Raw genomic sequence first — 18784 nt, 5'->3', positions numbered from 1 at the left:
CACCGATATGCACGATTCGGCATGACTCCCCTCCTGGCCTCGCCCCTCACCCGGCGGCCCACCACGCCACTGCTCCCACCGCGGACCGCCACGCCACCACCCCCGTGGTGCCCCTCCGGCACGGCACCGGCCCCGCCGCGCCCCCGCGTGACCCCCGGCTCGCGGACCGGGCCCGCCGGGCCCGTCATGCCGTCGGGGCCGAGCGCATCCGCCACGAGGGCAGCAGCTCGTCGATGAGGGCCTCGGTCTCCGGCGCCATCCCGCCGCCGTAGGGGTGGGAGGCGGCCCGCCGGTGCAGGGCGTCGGCCACCGCACGCAGGCGGACGGGGTCGTCGGTGAGATGCGTGGCCCGCAGCAGGTCGCGCCAGAGCCCCTCGTCGTCGGCGGCCAGCAGCAGCCCGGCCCGTACCGCCGCCACCGCCTGGTCGGTCTCGCCGCGGGCCAGCCGCACCTCGCAGAGCCGGTGCGCGGCGTCCGCGACGCCCGCGGTCACGTTGTACTCCAGGTCGTCGGCCGCCAGCCAGGCGTAGCGGCCCCGCGGGCGGCCGTTCAGCAGCGGCCCCCGTACCAGGCCCAGTGCCCGATCGAGCAGCGCGGCACGGCCGCCGGGGTTGGCGTGCGACTGCCGGACGAGGTCGCGGAAGAGCATCCAGTCGGTGCGCACCTCGGGGCCGAGCCGCAGCCGCCCCGACTCGTCGGTGCAGAGGTTGGGCCGGCCCTGGCTGTCGGTGCCCAGCCACGCGACGACCCTGGCGATCGTGGCGTCCCTGACGACCGCCTGCACACCACGCGGCCAGAGGATGCCGCCGAGCACCACGGGGTGGACGCCGCCGGGGTGCGTCGCCAGGTAGACGACGAGCTCGACGGCGATCACCGCCCGCCCCTCCTCCATCGGCGAGGGGCCGGCGACCTCGGCGGGGCCGAGGATCCGCACCTCGACCGAGGGCGTCTGGGTGACCGGTTCCGGCTCGTCGGCGAGCGGCTCGCCCTCCAGCCGCTCGGCCGCCAGGAACAGCTCGATCAGCGCCCGGTACTGCCGCCGGGGCAGCAGCTGCGCGGCCACGTCGAACCCGAGCGCGTCCACCTCGGCGCGGCCCTCCTCGGTGATCGTCCAGTTCCAGGTGGCGTGCGGGACGTCGCCCGCGATGACGTATCCGGCGGCGGTCCTGACGCCCTTCCTGGCGAGCAGCGCCAGACGGCGGCCCTCCTCCTCGGTGGGGGCGATCGCGGACAGCAGGTAGTGCGGGGTGCAGACCGGGTCGGCGGCGCGTCCGTGGATCCTGCCGGTGAGCACCTCGCCTCCGTGACCGCGGCCTCCTCCCGATGCCTCCAGCTCGGGCAGGATCTCCGCCAGGCTGCCCACATACCTGATCCGATCGGAGGCGATCACGGTCAGCTCCTCGCCGAAGCCGACCAGCGTGACGCGCATCCGGTCCGACCAGCGGTTGGTCGCCAGCTCCACGGCGAGCGCCGCCAGAGCGGCGGTGGCCTGCGTGCCCCCGATGCTGATCGGACCGTGGGCGGCCTCCAGGTCGACGAGCACCCGGCCCTCACCGCTGGAGCCGAGCGAGACCAGCCCCGGGTACGGCGCGGGCGCGTCGGCGAGCGCCTGCTCGTCGAGCATCCGGCCCTCGTGCGCGGGAAGCCGCCAGACCTGGCCTCCGTCGTGGGCGGCCCAGGGCGCGGGCGCGTCGGGGTCCGGCGGGTGGATCCACAGGTCGAGGGTCTGCGCCGACAGGTGGGCCGCGTAGACCGTGGGCGGGACGCGGTTCTGGGCGGCCAGGGACCTGCCCAGCAGCCGGAGCCCGACGTCGAGCATCCGGCTGCCGGGGGCGTCCGCGCCGAGCCTGAGCGCCAGCTCGGCCTGGGCGGCGTCGTCCCTTGGCCGGGTGATCCGACGCCCGAACGCCCGGTGCCAGAGCTGCCGTCTGCGCCTGCGGCCGAGCGCCACCAGCAGCCCCGCCGCGGCCAGCGAGGCCCCGGCCAGGTAGTCGAGCATCTCCAGGCCGGTGTTCTGCCCCGTGTTCTGCCCGTTCTCCGCGGGCCCCGCCACCGCCGCTCCCGGGTCCGCCGCGCCGGGGTCCTGCCGCTCGGCCCTGGCCCCGCCGGTGCCCGGCGCGTTGGTGGCCGCCGTGTCCGGGCCGCGCTCGGCGGCCGGGCTGGGGGCGGGCACCTGGCGTGGGTCGTGGGTGCCGCGCTCGGCGGCGGTGTCAGGACGGTGCTGGGCCGCATCGTGGCGCCCCTGCTGTCCCCGGCCGGTCTCCCGTGCCCGGTCCGCGTCCGACCTCTCGCCGGGGGTGGAGATCTCGGGTGCGGGCTCCGCCGGAAGGTCCGCGTCGCCCGGGGTGAGGGCCTGAGTACGGCCGTCCAGCTCGGCGGGCTTGCCTGGGTGGTCCTTGAGGGTGTCGTCGCGCGGCTGGGACGCCGGGACGATGTGCACGTTGCGCGCGTCGTCCGGCATGTCCAGGACCCAGCCGGGCCTGATCAGGTCGGCCATCCGCAGACGGCTGCCGTCCGGCTGCTCCCTGTGCTGGTTGAGCCGGTAGATCTCCGGATACCGCCGTCCGTCACCGAGGCACTTCTCCGCGATCTCCCACAGGCTCTCGTGGTGGCGGCCGTGCGGCGGCTGCACCACGTAGACCTTCTTGGCCTTCTGCACCGGCTCCAGCTCCGCCCGCTCGGCGGCGGTCGGGGCCGACGCCGTGGACATCCCGGTCGAGACGATGGCGGAGGTCGCGGGCGGCAGGCTGGTCAGCTTCGCGATCGGCAGGGCCACCGCCGAGACGGTGAACAACAACATGGCCGCCGAGACCAGCCGGTTGGCGAACATCTGGGTGCCCCCGGAGAACGGCACCCGCGCCGGCATCCCGACCCGGCGCAGCCCGGCGTAGATCTCGACCAGCACGCAGACCACCATCTGCAGCCAGGCGAGCCAGACCAGCAGCACGAGGATCGCGACGATCGTGCTCGTGCCCACCTGGCTGGTCAGCAGGTCGAGGTCGCGCAGCTCGGCCGGGAGCGGCGGCCCGGCCAGCCGGAACAGGGCGTAGGGGACCCCCGCGATGAGCGCGACCAGGACGATCAGCGCACCGAGGCCCGCCAGCAGGTCTCCCGGTGTGCGCCTGTCCTTGATACGCACGGGCTGTCGCGTGGGCATTCGTCTCCCTCCTCGTCCAGATTCGTCGTCGGTCAACCGGTGGGCCGGCAATTCACGGCAATTGGTCTGCCCCGGTGTCCGGCCCCGCCGCGGCCAGGGCCTCCATGTCCGAGCCGGGGAAGCCGAACGCGGCCAGGAAGAACGCCTTCCAGGTGACGGAGACGTTCACGGTGACCTCGGCCTGGGCGCCGCCGAGCGCGCACTGGGTGAGCTGTACGTCGCCGGAGCCGTGGGCGGAGACGATCTCCTCGGCCTTCGCGCACACCTCCCCCTCTCCCAGCAGCCGGGCCTGGCCGGTGGCGCGCAGGTGCTCGACGTCGATCTGGTCCGCGGCGGCCCTGGCTGCCTGCTCGGCGACGTCGGCGGCCCGCAGCCGGGCGTTGATGGCGGCCCCGCCGTCCACGAGCAGCCCGGCCAGCAGGAACACCACCACCGAGAAGATCACCGTGAAGATCGACATCGACCCCCGCTCGCCGTGGCGTCCTCTCCCCGCGCCCGAACACGCCGGACGCCCGGACGTCCGGTACGCCACGGGCAGGGGTGCGAGGCGACACGGAGCGTGCGAGTGCCCGGACGTCGGGCATGCCATCGTCGGGCATGCCATCGTCGGGCGGGGGAGGCTCCGGCACCGCGAGGGTGGGTTCACGAGGTTCACTCGACTCTCCGGAACTGTTCCAGCGGGACCACCGAGTCGCCCTTCATCTCCTTGGCGGCGCCGAAACCGAGGAACTCCAGATCCAGGGAGCAGGTCACCTGGGCGTGGACCCGGCCGCCCTCCTGCCAGTCCGTACCGGCCAGGCTGACCTCCGGCTCACACTCGCCCGACAGGGCGGCGCGGGCCACCTCGGCCGCGGCGTCCTCGGCGTCGGCCAGCGTGCGCTCGACGGAGGCGGCCCTGGCGGCGTCCCTCGCGGCGCCGTTGACCTCGCCCTGAGCCTCCACCACCCTTCCCGCGCCGACCAGGAACAGCAGGAACAGCAGGAAGACCGGGGCCAGCAGCACCGTCTCGGCACTGAGCGACCCTCGATCGTCCCCGGCCGCGGGAATCCGAGGGTTCACTCGCATCCTTCGCTTCCGTCGTCGGGCCGGAAGCACTCGACGGGACCGCCGAAGCGCGCGGTGACCGTGAACGTGGTGGAGGGCAGCAGCGGGACGACCTGGACCGCCGAGGCGGTCACCTCGACACCCCGCTGGTCGCCCTCCGCCCAGGCGGTGACCGTGGCGCCCTCCAGGAGCTTCGGGCCGACGGTCCGGATCACCTCCTGGGCGCGGGACTCGGCGTCCTGCTGCCAGGACTCGGTGTCGACCCGGGCCAGCCGCGCCCCCTCCCTGGCCGCGGCGTCGGCGATCTGGCGCCCGTGGAACCAGAGGGCGGACTGCACGATGAGCAGGATGACGACCAGTACCACCGGCATGATGATCGCCAGCTCGATCACGGTGGCGCCGCGCTCACCGCCCCGGCCTCGTCTGCGCGTGGCCGAACGCGCACCGCGTTCCGTGGCACCGCGTCCCGTGACATCACGTCCTGTGGCGCCGCGTTCATCACTCCGGCCGCCGTCCCGGCCGGGCTCGGCCCCCCCGTTCCCGGGGCGGCCCCGCTCACGGTCACGGGTCTCCAAGGTCGCCGCCCCCGCCGCCCCCGCCGCCGAACTGGCTGGAGATCTCCGCCTGCTTTCCCTCGACGAGGCTCTTGATGAGCGTGGCGAGGCCGAGCGCCACCCCGGCGATGATGGCCGTGATGATGACCCACTCGACGGCGGAGGCCCCCCGAGTAGGGGCGTTGCGCGCCTTCTCGATCCGGACGCTCAGAACGGCGGTCGCGTAAGTGATCCACGGATGGCTCAGCATGGTCAGGACCCCAACATCTTCATAGCGGCCGGAAAACTCAGGAAAATCACGAAACCCGCGCAGAGCAGGAGCTGGGCGACGAGCATCGACTGGGAACGCTCACCCGCCTGCCCCTCGATCTCGGCCAGCTCGCGGCGGCGCATGGTCGCGGCGCGGGCGGTGAGGGAGGAACGGACCTTGGCACCGTCGTCGGCGACCAGCCCGAGCGCCGCGGACAGGTCGCGCAACTCGTCGACGTTGATCTCGTCACCGAGCTGGCCGAGGGCCTGCCAGGGGGTGATGCCGACGATCCTGGCGTTGCCGAGCGCCTGGCGGATGCGGGACATCGCCCAGTTGGCCCCCTCCTCGTCGGGTCCTGGGCTGCCCACGGAGACCGCCATCATCAGCGCCTCGGGCACCCCTCGCCCGCCCGCCAGGTTCATCGCGACGAGATCCAGGAAGGAGCCGACGACGTGCCGGAAGTCGCGGCGCATCCGCGCGGCGTCCCGCTTGACCTGCAGGTCCGGCAGGACGAAGAAGACCCCGGCGACCACGAGCGCCGCCCAGAGCGGGACGGTGACGGAGATGCCCCAGTCCATCAGCACCAGCCAGCCGACCAGCAGCGGGAAGGCCAGCAGCCCGGAGACCGCCAGCAGCACCTTGGTGGCCAGGAAACCCTCGAACGACCTGCCGAGCAGCGCCAGGTCGGCCCTGGCGGAGCGCGCCTCCCAGCCCCTGGCCGCGTAGAAACGGGCCATCCGCTCCCCCAGGCCGCGGCGGAAGGCGCTGACCTCCTCGTCGGGCAGGATGAGCCGGGCGCGAGGCGCGTCGGTGCCCTCGCGTGCGGCATCGAGCGCCAGCAGCCGCGTCACCAGCCCGGGGCGGGCGGGGAACAGGGCTCGAAACAGCAGGAACAGGCCCATCCCAAGCACGGAGCCCGCCAGCAGTGCCTCAGTCATCGGACACCTCACCCCCGGAAGGCAGGCCCAGCAGGCGGGCGGGCTTGTCGAAGCGGGCCAGGCGGCGCATCCAGGCGAACCCGGCGCCGAAGAGCCCGGCGACCACCACGAGCACGGCCTGGCCGAGCGCGTTGTCGTACTCCTCGACATAGGAGGGGTTGAACACCACGAGCATGACGGCGAAGGCGATGGCCGTGCCGACCACGATCTGCACGCTCCGCCGGGTGGAGCGGCGCTCGGCCTCGACCCGGCGGCGCATGTCGAGCTCCTCGCGGGCCGAGACGGCCAGCGCGCCGAGCACGTCGCGCAGGCCGGGACCGCGCAGCTTGGAGTTGAGGATGAGGGCGGCCACGACCAGGTCGGCGGAGGGGTCGTCGAGCTCGTCGGCGAAGCGTCTGAGCGCGTCGGGCAGCGCCATCCTGGTGTGCAGGCGGTCGACCAGCGACCTCAGGTGCGGGCGGAGCGTGGGGGCCGCCGCCCGGATCGAGGACGGGATCGCCTGCTCCAGTCCGGCCGCTCCGGCGATGGTGTCGCGGAGCGACTCGGTCCAGGCGGCCAGGGCCTCCAGCCGTCGCATCGCGGTCCGCTCCTCCGCGGCGCCGCCGGACAGGCCCCGCCAGGCCAGGGCGAGGAGCACGGCTCCGACCGCCATGACCGGCCACCCGGTCACCACGAGCACGACCGCCCCGACTATGGCCCCCACCGCGGTCCGGGTGGACAGGGCGCGGAGGAACTTGCGCCTGCCCGCCTTCCTGCCGGGGGCCGACGGGCGGGGGCGCACCCCGTACAGGGCGACGACGAGCAGGAACAGCCCTGCGCCGACCGCGATGCCCGCCAGCAGCACCAGCGGGTCGAACAGGCCCTGAGGTAGGGAGGTCATGTCCAGCCTCCCGGGTCGTAGCCGAAGTGGACGAGCTCCTCCAGGCACGACAGCGGCGCGTGCGGCACGACCCGGCCGTCGGGCGCCGTGGCGAACACCTCCGAGGAGAGCACCCTGCCGTCCACCCCGGCCACCTCGCGCACGCTCGACACGAAACGCCGCAGCCTGCCTCCCACCGCGTAGTCGTTGCGCTTCTCGATGAACACCACGAAGTCGATCGCACCCGCGATGAGCATGTGGGTGGCCTCGATCGGCAGGCGCTCCGTGGCCTGGAGCGCGTAGGTGGCGATGCGGTTGAAGACCTCCATCGAGGAGTTGGCGTGAATCGTCGACAGTGAGCCGTCGTTGCCCTGGGTCATCGCGTTGAGCATGGTGACGATCTCATCGCCGAGGACCTCTCCGACGATCACCCTGGACGGGTTCATGCGCAGGGAGCGGCGGACCAGTTCCGCCATGGTGATCTCGCCCTGGCCCTCGGAATTGGGGAGCCGCTGCTCGAAGGCGACCACGTTGGGGTGTAGTTCTGGAAATTGGTCGAGGCCGAGTTCGAGGGCGCGCTCGACGGTGATGAGCCGCTCGGAAGGCGGAATCTCGTTGGCGAGGGCGCGCAGCAGCGTCGTCTTCCCGGCGTTGGTCGAACCGGAAATCATGATGTTCTTCCTGGCCGCCACCGCCGCCGCCAGAAAACGCCCCAGCTCCGGAGTCAGGCTGCCGTTTCCCACCAGGTCGCTGATGAAGACCTTGCCCAGCCGGGAGCGGCGGATGGAGATGGACGGGCGGACCGTCACGTCCATCACGGCCGAGAGCCGGGAGCCGTCGGGAAGGCGCAGGTCGAGCTGGGGGTTGGCGGTGTCGAACGGCCTGCTGGACAGGCCGCTGTAGGCGGCGAGAATCTGGATCAGCTCGACCAGCTCATCGTCGGACTCGGCCACGGGGTCGCGCATGAGCTCCTGGCCGTCGGCGTAGCCGACGAACACCCGGTCGCAGCCGTTGATGTCGATGTTCTCGACCTCGGGGTCGTCGAGCAGGGGCTGGAGGCGGCCGACGCCGAACAGGGCCGCGTGGATTCCCGCGGCCAGCGCCTCCTCCTCCTCGGCGGTGGGAGGGGTCCTGCCGACGCCGATCTCGCCACGGGCGAACTCCTCAAGGATCTGGGCGATCAGCGCGCGGGCGAACTGGCGCTCGTCCTCGCCGGTCATCGGCTGCAGGCCGCTGGCCTGGTCCAGGCGGCGCTGGTGGGCCAGCCTGTCTCCGACGTCCTGCCGGAAGCGCTTCACCAGCGTGTGGTCGATGGTCACGGCCTGGCTCCGCTCGGCGGCTCGACGGGCACGCCCACGACCGGCTCGGGAGCGCCGACCTGGGCGGGAGCGCTGACCTGGGCGGCGAGGCGGCCGCCCAGCTCCCGGGCGGTGCGGATCAGCAGGGAGCGGTCCAGGCGCCCGCCCCACTGGCCGCGCAGCAGCTCCGCGCCCTTGGGATCGTGGGCGAGCCCGCTCACGAAGGCGAGGTTCCTGCCGGTGCCCACGACGATCCTGCGGACCTCCTCGATCGTCGTGCGGTACTGCCGGGGGTCGGCGATCACGACCACGCCCACCTGCGGCTCGCGAGGCATGATCTGCAGGCGTTCTCGCAGGTGGGCGACGTGGTCCAGGCTCGCCCTGGTGAACAGCACCACCAGCGAGGCCTCCGCGGTCAGTTCGGCCAGCTGCGGGTGGCCGCCGAGGCGTCCGCAGTCGGCCAGTACGTCGGCGCCCGGCATCGTGGCCAGTGCCCGGCCGAGCGGGCCCCAGAGCCAGGTCAGCCCGGCCGCCTGCTCGCCGTGGGTCAGCCCCGCCAGTATGTCCAGACCACCGATGATCTTCTGGGTGTGCTCGTGGATCTGTTCGGGGTGCAGGCCGCGCCGGGCCGTGGCCCCCAGGGTGAGCAGGCCTCTGGCCGGGTTGAGCACGCCGCCGTCGGCCGCGGGCAGGCGGTAGGCGAGATCGCCGCCCGCCGGGTCGCACTCGGCGAGCAGCACCGGACGCGGCCAGATGGCGCCGAGCGCGGTGGCCGCCGTGGTCACGCCGGGCGCGCCCTTGTCCGCGGCCAGCACGATGAGCGCCACGTCAGCGCGCTCCCGGCAACTCGGCGAGCGCGATCTCACCGGTGGAGGCGTACGCGGCGACCTCCGGTGAGATGGAACTGTCCACGATGATGGTGACCAGGCCGTTCGCGCCGCTCCTGCCGGGCGTTCCGATCTGGTGGACCAGGGCGCTCTGCGCCAGCACCCGCCGCTCCTGGCCCACGCCGCCACCCCTGCTCGGCACATAGACGACCTGGACCCGGTCTCCGCGCTCCAGGGTGCCCGGTGACTGCCCGGGTTTGAGGGCGAGACCGACCTGCGCCTTGCCGGGGCCCTGCTCCCTGCTGGAGGAGACCACCATCTCGCGGGTCAGGAGCGTTCCCGGGATGAGGGTGACGCGGGCGAAGTTCTCCGCGACGCGGGCGCGCTGGGACCAGGCCACGTAGCCGATGCCGGTGTCGGCGATCTGGACCTCCTTCAGCATCGCCTCGGTGAACTGCTGGCCGGCGCCGATCTGCTGGGAGACGGCGATCGCCGAGACACGATCGCCGCTGCGCAGGACGAGCAGGGTGGTGGCGAGGGCGCCGCCCAGGATGAGGAGGACGGCGAGGGCGGCGAGAGCTGGTTTGCGCTCGCGTGGGGGCACGGGAAGCTTGCGCGACGCCGGCCCGGACAGAGTGCCCGCCGACGACTGGCGCTCGGCGTTCACCGGGACACGGCCCGTTGGCTTCTCACTGGTCCTCATGGGTAGGGGGACTCCCAGAGTGATCATAAGTATGGGGACTACTGGTCGAATTTACGCCATTATGCGCACCATGCCGACGGGCTGCCGGACAAAAACCAGAACCCATGCTCGTTTGATAGGAACACGTCTGTCAACGCCACTTCAGAAGAACATGGCGGTTTCGCTAGATGACGGAACACTTATCTAGGTGATAAGGACGGTAATTAACTCTTACACCAATCGTCCCAGCGTTTACCTACCTCTATCTACCTCTACCTACCTCATTCCGGCCCCCACCCCCTCCTTCACTTCGCCGCTCGCGGGGGTGTGCGCCCCGCTTAGCCCTGGACCTGTTCACAATGTGGAACCCTGGAAAGATGGCCACATCATCCGGGCGCGGCCCGCCGCCCCCCGGTTCTCCGAACAGGTTTTCCACAGCCCCGCACGACAGGCAGGCCGACCCCAGGAGCCGATAAATCATCAAATATCCCCATAAAACGGCATAAGTAGCCGCCACTTCCGGGGAGTTATCCACAGGCTGGGATGTTTTCCACATACCGGGTCGCGAGCCATGAGATTGCCGCGAACACCCTCTCGGAGACCGTTTCCACTCTGTACGGTGGATCCGGGGCCTGACCCGAGGAGAGCGTCAATGCGGATCATGCTCACCGTGCTCAGCGAGCACGCCGACCGCGATGTCGTGGTCGAGGGCGACGAGACGACCACAGTGGCACGGCTCGCGGAGTCACTCGCGGGCCAGGGCGGCGAGCGCCCGAGCAACGTGGTGCGGCTGACACGCAGCAAGGCGCCGTACGGGCTGGGCCGCGACTCGGCCGGGGCCGACCCCCCGGCGCTCTGGCTGGACGGCCGTCCCCTCGACCCCACCGCCCCCGCGCTCGGCCTGCTCCGCGACGGCGACCTGGTCACCCTGGAGCGCTCCCTCGCCATGGCCACCCTCGCCGAGGAACCCGGCGGGATCGTGGAGATCCGGGTGGTCGGCGGGCCCGCCGCCGGGTCGGTGCACCGACTCAGCCTGGGCGTGCACACCATCGGCTCCGACCCCGCCTGCTCGGTGGCCGTGTCCGACCCCCGGCTGCCCGCACTGGCCGCCGTGGTGCGGCTCACCCCGGACGCCATCACCGTGGAACCGGGGGAGGTGGCCGGCGCCCTGCTCGACCGCGACCCCCTGGAAGGTCCGCTGCCCTGGCCCGAGCACGCCCTGCTGAGCTGCGGCGGCACCGTGCTGACCCTCAAGGCGGTGGAGCCGCCCGACGCGCACCTGGACGCGCAGCCGGACGGCGGCCTGGCCTACAACCGGCCGCCCAGGTTCCGCCCGCCGGGCGGCGCGCGGCGTTTCGAGGTCCCGGCCGAGCCCAGGCGTGCCGAGACCATGCGGCTGCAACTGCTGACCGCGTTCCTGCCCGCGGCGCTGGGGATCGGCATGGCCTGGGCACTCAATACGTGGTACTTCCTGCTGTTCGCGCTCATGACACCGCTGATCATGATCGGCCAGTGGTGGAGCGACCGGCGGCACGGCCGCAAGCAGTACCGCCAGCAGGTCAAGGAGTACCGGGAGCGGCTGAAGGTCTTCGAGGCGGCGGTGGAGCGCGCCCGCGCCGACGACGAGACCGCCCGCCGCGCCGCCGCGCCCGACCCCGCCGAGGTGCTGCTCACCGTGACGGGCCCCCGGCGGCGGCTCTGGGAGCGGCGCGATCACGACCCCGACGCGCTGCGGCTGCGGGTCGGCCTCGCCGATCTCCCCGCCGACCTGGAGTTCTCCCCCGAGCGCTCCGCGCCCCTCGACGCCCCGATGCCCGCCCCGCCCACCTGCCAGGCGGTGCCGGTGGCGCTGGCCATGCGCCGCCTGGGCGTCGCCGGCCTGACCGGGCCCAGGGAGACGACGGCCGGGCTGGCACGCTGGCTGGTCGCCCAGGCCGCCGCCCTGCACAGCCCACGCGACCTGGCGATCGTCGTGCTCTCCGCGCACGGCGACGGCGAGGAACGCTGGGGTTGGGTGCGGTGGCTGCCGCACTGCGCCCCGCGCGGCGGCGAGGACTGCGTGGCCCTGATCGGCGCCGACCCCGAGGCCGCGGCCCACCGGGTGAGCGAGCTGGCCGCGCTGATCGACGAGCGCCTCGGCGACGACGCCGCCGCAGGACCCGCGGCCAAGCTCGGCCGCGTTCCGGCCGGCTGGGGCGACCTGGGAAGCGGCGGCTCCGAGCAGCCGTACGCCGCCCCCGTCTACGACGAGCGCCCCTACGACGTGCTGGTGGTGCTCGACGGCGCGCAGGTGCTGCGCGCGCTGCCGGGGATGCCCCAGGTGCTGCGCCAGGGACCCCGCGCGGGCGTCTACACCCTGGCGGTGGACGGCGACCAGCGGCTGCTGCCCGAGGAGTGCGCCACCGTCGCCGCCATGGAGGCCGACGGCACCGTGCGGCTGCGCGGCGGCGGCCTGGACGACCTCGGCGAGATCCTGGCCGACCAGGTGACGGCCACCTGGTGTGACCGGCTGGCCCGCTCGCTGGCGCCGATCCGCGACGTCAGCCGGGACGACGCCGGCCTCGCCCTGCCGGGCTCCGCGCGACTGCTCGACCTGCTGGCGCTGCCCTCGGTCTCGGGCACGGTCCTGGCCGAGCGCTGGGGCCGGTCGACCGAGGCCGCGGTGGGGGTGGGCCCCGAGGGGCCGTTCTCCGTCGACCTGCGCAGGGACGGGCCGCACGCGCTCATCGCGGGCACCACCGGCGCGGGCAAGTCGGAGCTGTTGCAGACCCTGATCTGCTCGCTGGCGGTGGCCAACAGGCCGGACGAGATGACGTTCGTGCTGATCGACTACAAGGGCGGCGCCGCGTTCAAGGAGTGCGTGCGGCTGCCGCACACGGTGGGCATGGTCAGCGACCTCGACGGTCACCTGACCCAGCGGGCACTGGCCTCCCTGGCCGCCGAGATCCGCCGCCGCGAGCGCCTGCTGCTGGCGGCCGGGGCGAAGGACATCGAGGACTACCACGAACTGCGCGACGCCCGCACGGCTCGCGCCTCCCGCGACCTGCTCGTCGCCGGGGGCGGTGCGCCGGTCAGGCCGCTGCGCGGGCGCGCCGAGCCTCCGGCCCCGCTGCCCCGGCTGGTGCTGGTCATCGACGAGTTCGCGGCCATGGTCAGCGAGCTGCCCGACTTCATGACCGGACTGGTCGACATCGCCAGGCGGGGGCGCTCGCTCGGCATCCACCTCATCCTCGCCACCCAGCGCCCCGGCGGGGTGGTGACCGCCGACATCCAGGCCAACACGTCCCTGCGGATCGCACTGCGGGTCACCGAGGCCACCGAGTCCGCCGACGTCATCGACCGCCCGGACGCCTCGTACATTCCCAAGTCCGCTCCCGGCCGGTGCTACGTGAAGTCGGGCGCGGGCGCGGCGACGGCGGTGCAGACCGCGCGGATCGGCGGCCGGAGCCCCGGCGCCTCGGGCGGCGAGACCAGGGTGCGGGTGACGGAGATCGGGTGGCAGGCCCTGGGGCGCCCCAGACCGGCGCGCGCAGGGGTCGAGGGGGGCCACGTCACCGACCTGTCCATACTCGCCGACGCCCTCGTCGAGGCGGCCCGCGTCGCCGGAGTCGCGGAGCAGCCGAGCCCCTGGCTCGAACCGCTCCCCGAGCTCATGGTCGTCCCCGGCCTCTCCGCGGCGTCCGGCGGCCTGCCCTACCGGGCGGGGGTCGAGGAGGTGCCGCCGCTGGCCTTCGGGGTCACCGACATGCCCTGGGCACAGGACCGGCGGGCACTGGCGCTCGACCTCGCTCAGGGAGGGCACCTGCTCGTCGCGGGCGCCGCACGGAGCGGGCGGTCCACGGCGCTGCGCACGCTCGCGGGGGCGATCGCCGGCCAGACCTCCCCCGACGACGTGCACCTGCACGCGATCGACTGCGGCTCGGGTTCGTTGCTGCCCCTGATGACGATGCCGCACTGCGGGGCCGTGGTGACACGCGACCAGCTCGACCGGGTGGAGCGGCTGCTGGCCCGGCTCCGCGCGGAGGTGGGGCGGCGCCAGCAGCTCCTCGCCGAGGCCGGGTACGCCTCGCTGGCCGAGTTGCGCGCCGGCACGGACGGGCCTCGGCTGCCGTGGCTGGTCCTGATGCTCGACCGGTGGGAGGGATTCGTCGCCGCGTTCGAGGGCTACGACTACGGACGGCTGATCGATTCGCTGATGCAGTTGCTGCGGGAGGGTCCCGCGGTCGGGCTGCGGGCCGTGGTGACCGGCGACAGGTCCGTGCTGCTCGGGCAGATCTCCACGGTCTTCGACGACCGGCTGATCCTGCGGCTGGCCGACCCTTCCGACTACGGCCTGGCCGGGCTGCCCGTCAAGGACCTGCCCACGACCCTCGCCCCTGGCCGCGCGCTGTCCACCGGCGAGCACGGCATGACCGAGAGCCAGATCGCGCTGCTCTGCGACGACCCCTCGGGACCGGCGCAGGTCGCCGCGCTCCAGGCGCTGGCCCGCTCGGCACCGGAGATCACCGCCGACCCGCCGATGCGGGTGGACGCGCTGCCGATGCGCGTCACCGCGGCGCAGGTCCTGGATCTGGTGCCCTCCTTCCGGCCGCCGTCGCCGCTGTGGGCGCTGTTCGGCGCCGGGGGCGACTCGCTGGCCCCGCTCGGCGTCGACCTGCTCGCCCACGGCCCCGGCGCGGTCGTCGCGGGGCCGCCCAGGTCCGGCAGGTCCACGGCACTGCTGACCGCCACCCACTCGCTGCTCTCCCAGGGCACCCCCACGGTCCTGGTGACTCCCCGGCGCAGCCCGCTGTGCACGCTGGTGGACACCCCGGGCGTGCTGGCCGTGCTGGACGCGAACGGCGACCTGCACGAGGCCGTCGCGGGACAGGACCGCTACGTCGTGATCGTCGACGACGCCGAGCTGATCTCCGCCGACTCCCCGCTGGGCACCGCGCTCGAACAGGTGCTCCGGAGCGGCAGGGACGGCGAGCACGGCATGATCATCGGTGGTAGCACGGGCGACCTGACCACCGCCTACCGAGGTTTCGCGGCCGAGGCCCGCAAGGGTCGCACCGGCCTGCTGCTCTCGGTGCAGAGCCCCGCCGACGGCGATCTGTTCACGGTCCGGCTGCCCCGCGGCGCGGTCGGCGGCCCCCCGGGGCGCGGCCTGCTGGTGACCCTGGGCTCGGTGACCCCCATCCAGGCCGCCATCACATGAAAATGCCCAGAACGGCCGAGCTCGACCTCATGCCGGGCGTGCCGGTGGTCCGAGTTCTACGGACGGTTTACGACTCCGAGAATCGGCCACTGGAGGTTCAAGAGTCGATCGTGGCCGCAGACAGCCACGAGTTCCGATACGAGGTGAAGATGCGGTGGCGACACTCACCATCGGCGCCTGCCTGTCCCTCTCCGGCAAGCATGCCCGCTTCGGCAAGCAGGCCCGGCTCGGTTTGGAGATCTGGCACGCCTCAGACAGCACGCTGGACCTGGTGATCCGGGACGACCAGAGCGACCCCGCAGTCCTCCAGGCATCGCTCCGCGGGCTGTCGGATCGCTGCGACATCCTGCTCGGTCCGTACTCGACCCAGCTGATGCGCAGGGCAGGCCGCCTCGCCGCCGAGCTCGGCCGCCTGATCTGGAATCACGGCGGGTCGGGTGACGATGTCGAGGCGGCCCACCCTGGACATGTCGTCTCGGTTCTGACGCCTGCCAGCCGATACGCAGAGCCGTTCCTGTGGCATCTGGCCGGCACCGAGGCGCTCCCCGTATGGATCGTCCGCGGCAAGGGTGGTTTCGGCCGGCAGGTGGCCGCCGGCGCCGAGGTGATCGCGCGTTCCCTCGGCATCGATACGGTCCTGCTCGGCCCCGGGGACGGCCTGCCGCAGACAGCCGGAGGCGCTTGGGCTCTCCTCTGTGCCGGCGCCTTCGAAGAGGACATCGAGACGATCAGGCGGGCCAGATCGCTGCCTACGCCACCACGGGCGGTGTGCGCGGTGGCGGCGGGCGTCCGCGAGTTCGGCCAGGCGCTCGACGACCCCCACGGCATCTACGGGGTCGGCCAATGGTTCCCCGGCACCGGAGACTCGGCCGAAGTGGGCATCGGCGAACCTGACTTCCTCGCCGCCTATCAAGACCGCGCCGGGGTGCTCCCCGACTATCCAGCCGTTCAGGCGGTGGCCGCCGCGATCATCGCGACCCACTGCGTGACGGCGGCCGGCGACACGGGACGCGATGCCTTGTGGTCGGCTGCCGCGTCGTTGGAGACAACCACGCTGTTCGGCGCCTTCAAGATCGACCCCCACACCGGTATGCAGCTCGGCCACCGACCGGCGCTCATCAGATGGAAGTCTGACGGACCTGCGATGGCCGGGTGACCTCCGGCCCAGGCGCCAGCACATGAAAATGCCCCGGCCTGTCAAGCACCGGGGCATTTCGGCGGGCCGTTTCCTATCGCGTGGCGGACTCGATATTGCCGCGATAGGTGTTGATCACCCGAGAAGCCTCACCGAGCTCCTCGGACATGCGCTGGAAAGCGGCGCGATAGTTCTGCCATGCCTCGCTGAAACGCTGGGCGCCGGGCCCCGTCCAGGCGGTTCCGACCTTCGCCGCCTCCCTGTCGAGGGCGGCCACGGTGGCTCTGACCTGGTCGGCCTGCTGGGTGAACTGGGTGGCCATCTGCTGCATTTCCGCGGGGTTGCCGCCGAGCAAGTTCTGGCTCATGCCAGTCTCCTTCGGATCGATGTCGGGGGTTGGTCACCAAACGAAATCACGATAGGCGTACGGATCACAGGGGTATCCGGGATATACCGAGCGGCTATGGACGTTCCCCTACCTACCGAGAGGCTAACGTTCTTTATTGTCTTGATTTTTCATGATTCAAGGAGCTATGGACAGTGGGTGAGATTGTGGTAACGGGCGGAGGCACCGGGATCGTGAGGTTCGTCGCCGCTCCCGAGGCACGCCACCTGACCGGGCAGGTCCTGCACGTCAACGGCGGCGCATACCCAGGCAGGTAGGACCCATCCTCTCCCCGGCCATCAACTGGGCAGGTAGGACCCACCTCTCCCCGGCCATCAAGCGCCGCCTACACTCCGTGAAAGGCCCGCCAGCCCCCCTGCTCGCACGTACTGAAGGGAACGACGTCGGTGCATAAGGTCCTGATCGCCAACCGTGGTGAGATCGCGGTGCGAATCGCCCGCGCGTGCAAGGACGCCGGGCTGACCAGCGTCGCCGTCTACTCCGACCAGGACTTGGACGCGCTCCATGTCCGGGTCTCGGACGAGGCGCACGCGCTCGGTGGCCAGACCCCCGCGGAAACCTACCTCGACATCACCAAGCTGCTGCGGGTCGCCGCCGAGACCGGGGCGGACGCCGTGCACCCCGGCTACGGCTTCCTGGCCGAGAACGCCGACTTCGCCCAGGCCGTGATCGACGCCGGCCTGACCTGGATCGGCCCGCCGCCGGCCGCGATCACCGCGCTCGGCGACAAGGTGCAGGCCCGCCACATCGCGCAGAAGGTCGGCGCGCCGCTCGTGGCCGGCACCAAGGACCCGGTCTCCGGGAGCGACGAGGTCGTCGCCTTCGCCGCCGAGCACGGCCTGCCGATCGCGATCAAGGCCGCCTACGGCGGCGGCGGGCGCGGGCTGAAGGTGGCGCGCAACGCAGAGGAGATCCCCGAGCTGTACGACAGCGCGGTCCGCGAGGCGGTCACCGCGTTCGGCAGGGGCGAGTGCTTCGTCGAGCGCTACCTGGACCGTCCCCGGCATGTGGAGACCCAGTGCCTGGCCGACGCCCACGGCAACGTGGTCGTGGTGTCCACCCGCGACTGCTCGCTGCAACGCCGCCACCAGAAGCTGGTCGAGGAGGCCCCCGCCCCCTTCCTGACGCCCGAGCAGCTCGACCTGCTCTACACCAGTTCCAAGGCGATCCTGCGTGAGGCGGGCTATGTCGGGGCCGGTACCTGCGAGTTCCTGGTGGGCCAGGACGGCACGATCTCCTTCCTGGAGGTCAACACCCGCCTGCAGGTCGAGCACCCGGTGACCGAGGAGGTCGCCGGCGTCGACCTGGTACGGGAGATGTTCCGCGTCGCCGACGGCGAGAAGCTGGGCTACGGCGACCCCGTGCTGCGCGGCCACTCGATCGAGTTCCGGATCAACGCCGAGGACGCCGGGCGCGGCTTCCTGCCCGCCCCCGGCACGATCACGCGTATGAGCGCCCCCTCCGGTCCCGGGGTGCGCCTGGACGCCGGTTACGAGGCCGGCATGACCGTCCCGCAGTCCTTCGACTCCCTGGTCGCCAAGCTGATCGTGACCGGAGCCACCAGGGCGCAGGCCCTGGAGCGCTCGCGCAGGGCGCTGGCCGAGTTCGAGATCGACGGCATGCCGACCGTGCTGCCCTTCCACCGGGCCGTGGTGGCCGACCCCGCGTTCACCGGCGAGCCGTTCTCGGTGCACACCCGGTGGATCGAGACCGAGTTCGACAACACGATCGCGCCGTACGCCGGAGGGCCCGGCGAGGCCGGGGAGCCGGGCGAGCGGGAGCGGATCACCGTCGAGGTGGGCGGCAAGCGGCTGGAGGTGGTGCTCCCCGCGGGGTTCGCCGTCGGGAACGCCGGCGCGGGCAACGCGGCGTCGAAGGCGCCTCGCCGGGGCGGCGGCGGGGTGGCCAAGAAGGCCGCGAGCGGCGACTCCCTGGTCAGCCCGATGCAGGGCACGATCGTCAAGGTCGTCGCCGCCGACGGCGACACCGTCGCGGCCGGTGACACGATCGTCGTGCTGGAGGCGATGAAGATGGAGCAGCCGCTCGCCGCGCACAAGTCGGGCACCATCACGGGACTGGCGGCGCAGGTCGGCCAGACCGTCACCGCGGGCGCCACGATCTGCGAGATCAAGGACGTCTGAGTTCCCACGATCTACGAGATCAAGGGCATCCGAGTTCCCACGATCTACGAGATCAAGGGCATCCGAGTTCCCACGATCTACGAGATCAAGGGCATCCGGGTTTCAAGGACACCCGGCCCCCGAGCGCGTCCCAGAACGCGCTCGGGGGCCTGCTCGTTCGGCCCGGCGCGCGCCCGGCCGAACGGCGGCGGCGGCGGCGGCGGCGGCGGCGGCGGCGGCGGCGGCGGCGGCGGGTGTGACGGTCCACACGCCGAATGCCCCGGTAGGTGCCTGACACGATTCGGAAGAGATCG

At 72.5% G+C, this 18784-nt stretch carries 15 protein-coding genes; 4 read left to right on the top strand and 11 right to left on the bottom strand.

The features are described 5' to 3' along the window. Positions 1-184: 184 nt before the first annotated feature. The 10 genes from OG884_RS22800 to OG884_RS22755 form a co-directional block, all read right to left on the bottom strand. Positions 185-3157, bottom strand: a complete 2973-nt coding sequence (locus OG884_RS22800) for a hypothetical protein (protein ID WP_326635938.1) — start codon at positions 3155-3157, stop codon at positions 185-187. A gap of 52 nt (positions 3158-3209) precedes the next feature. Beyond that, positions 3210-3617: a pilus assembly protein TadG-related protein gene (locus OG884_RS22795; RefSeq protein ID WP_326635937.1), complete on the bottom strand. Its 408-nt coding sequence runs from the start codon at positions 3615-3617 to the stop codon at positions 3210-3212. A 191-nt stretch (positions 3618-3808) separates the two neighbouring features. Continuing rightward, complete coding sequence (locus OG884_RS22790; protein WP_326635936.1) at positions 3809-4216, bottom strand: TadE/TadG family type IV pilus assembly protein; 408 nt, start codon at positions 4214-4216, stop codon at positions 3809-3811. Then, positions 4213-4593, bottom strand: a complete 381-nt coding sequence (locus OG884_RS22785) for a TadE family protein (protein ID WP_326635935.1) — start codon at positions 4591-4593, stop codon at positions 4213-4215. The genes OG884_RS22790 and OG884_RS22785 overlap by 4 nt, the downstream gene beginning before the upstream one ends. A gap of 169 nt (positions 4594-4762) precedes the next feature. Next, positions 4763-5005: a hypothetical protein gene (locus tag OG884_RS22780; protein WP_326635933.1), complete on the bottom strand. Its 243-nt coding sequence runs from the start codon at positions 5003-5005 to the stop codon at positions 4763-4765. Positions 5006-5007: 2 nt separating this feature from the next. After that, positions 5008-5943: a type II secretion system F family protein gene (locus tag OG884_RS22775; RefSeq protein ID WP_326635932.1), complete on the bottom strand. Its 936-nt coding sequence runs from the start codon at positions 5941-5943 to the stop codon at positions 5008-5010. Further along, positions 5936-6823, bottom strand: a complete 888-nt coding sequence (locus tag OG884_RS22770; protein WP_326635931.1) for a type II secretion system F family protein — start codon at positions 6821-6823, stop codon at positions 5936-5938. Before OG884_RS22770 ends, OG884_RS22775 begins: the two co-directional genes overlap by 8 nt. After that, the gene (locus OG884_RS22765) at positions 6820-8121 is read right to left on the bottom strand and encodes a CpaF family protein (RefSeq protein ID WP_326635929.1); all 1302 of its coding nucleotides are present in this window, start codon (positions 8119-8121) and stop codon (positions 6820-6822) included. Before OG884_RS22765 ends, OG884_RS22770 begins: the two co-directional genes overlap by 4 nt. Continuing rightward, complete coding sequence (locus OG884_RS22760; protein WP_326635927.1) at positions 8118-8927, bottom strand: hypothetical protein; 810 nt, start codon at positions 8925-8927, stop codon at positions 8118-8120. Before OG884_RS22760 ends, OG884_RS22765 begins: the two co-directional genes overlap by 4 nt. A 1-nt stretch (position 8928) precedes the next feature. Continuing rightward, the gene (locus OG884_RS22755) at positions 8929-9630 is read right to left on the bottom strand and encodes a hypothetical protein (RefSeq protein WP_326635925.1); all 702 of its coding nucleotides are present in this window, start codon (positions 9628-9630) and stop codon (positions 8929-8931) included. A 631-nt stretch (positions 9631-10261) separates the two neighbouring features. Between OG884_RS22755 and OG884_RS22750 the strand changes: the two genes are divergently transcribed. Together OG884_RS22750 and OG884_RS22745 are read left to right on the top strand one after the other, a co-directional pair. Then, a complete protein-coding gene (locus tag OG884_RS22750) occupies positions 10262-14809 on the top strand; it encodes an FtsK/SpoIIIE domain-containing protein (RefSeq protein WP_326635923.1) in 4548 nt (1515 codons plus the stop codon). Positions 14810-14963: 154 nt separating this feature from the next. Next, the gene (locus OG884_RS22745) at positions 14964-15965 is read left to right on the top strand and encodes an ABC transporter substrate-binding protein (protein ID WP_326635921.1); all 1002 of its coding nucleotides are present in this window, start codon (positions 14964-14966) and stop codon (positions 15963-15965) included. A gap of 73 nt (positions 15966-16038) precedes the next feature. Here OG884_RS22745 and OG884_RS22740 read toward each other — a convergent pair whose 3' ends face one another. Further along, a complete protein-coding gene (locus OG884_RS22740; RefSeq protein WP_030907662.1) occupies positions 16039-16311 on the bottom strand; it encodes a WXG100 family type VII secretion target in 273 nt (90 codons plus the stop codon). A 173-nt stretch (positions 16312-16484) separates the two neighbouring features. On the opposite strand from OG884_RS22740, the gene OG884_RS22735 reads away from it, so the two are divergent. Both OG884_RS22735 and OG884_RS22730 read left to right on the top strand, forming a co-directional pair. After that, positions 16485-16607 carry a hypothetical protein gene (locus OG884_RS22735; RefSeq protein WP_326635916.1) on the top strand — a complete coding sequence of 41 codons (123 nt, stop codon included), beginning with the start codon at positions 16485-16487 and terminating at the stop codon, positions 16605-16607. Positions 16608-16736: 129 nt separating this feature from the next. After that, entirely contained in the window at positions 16737-18491 is a 1755-nt protein-coding gene (locus OG884_RS22730) for an acetyl/propionyl/methylcrotonyl-CoA carboxylase subunit alpha (protein WP_326635914.1), read from the top strand. The last annotated feature ends 293 nt before the right edge of the window (positions 18492-18784 follow it).

Source organism: Streptosporangium sp. NBC_01755, from assembly GCF_035917995.1.
Lineage (GTDB): Bacteria > Actinomycetota > Actinomycetes > Streptosporangiales > Streptosporangiaceae > Streptosporangium.
Note: the sequence above shows the minus strand (reverse complement) of the source record. Positions and strands in the feature narration are given on the sequence as shown.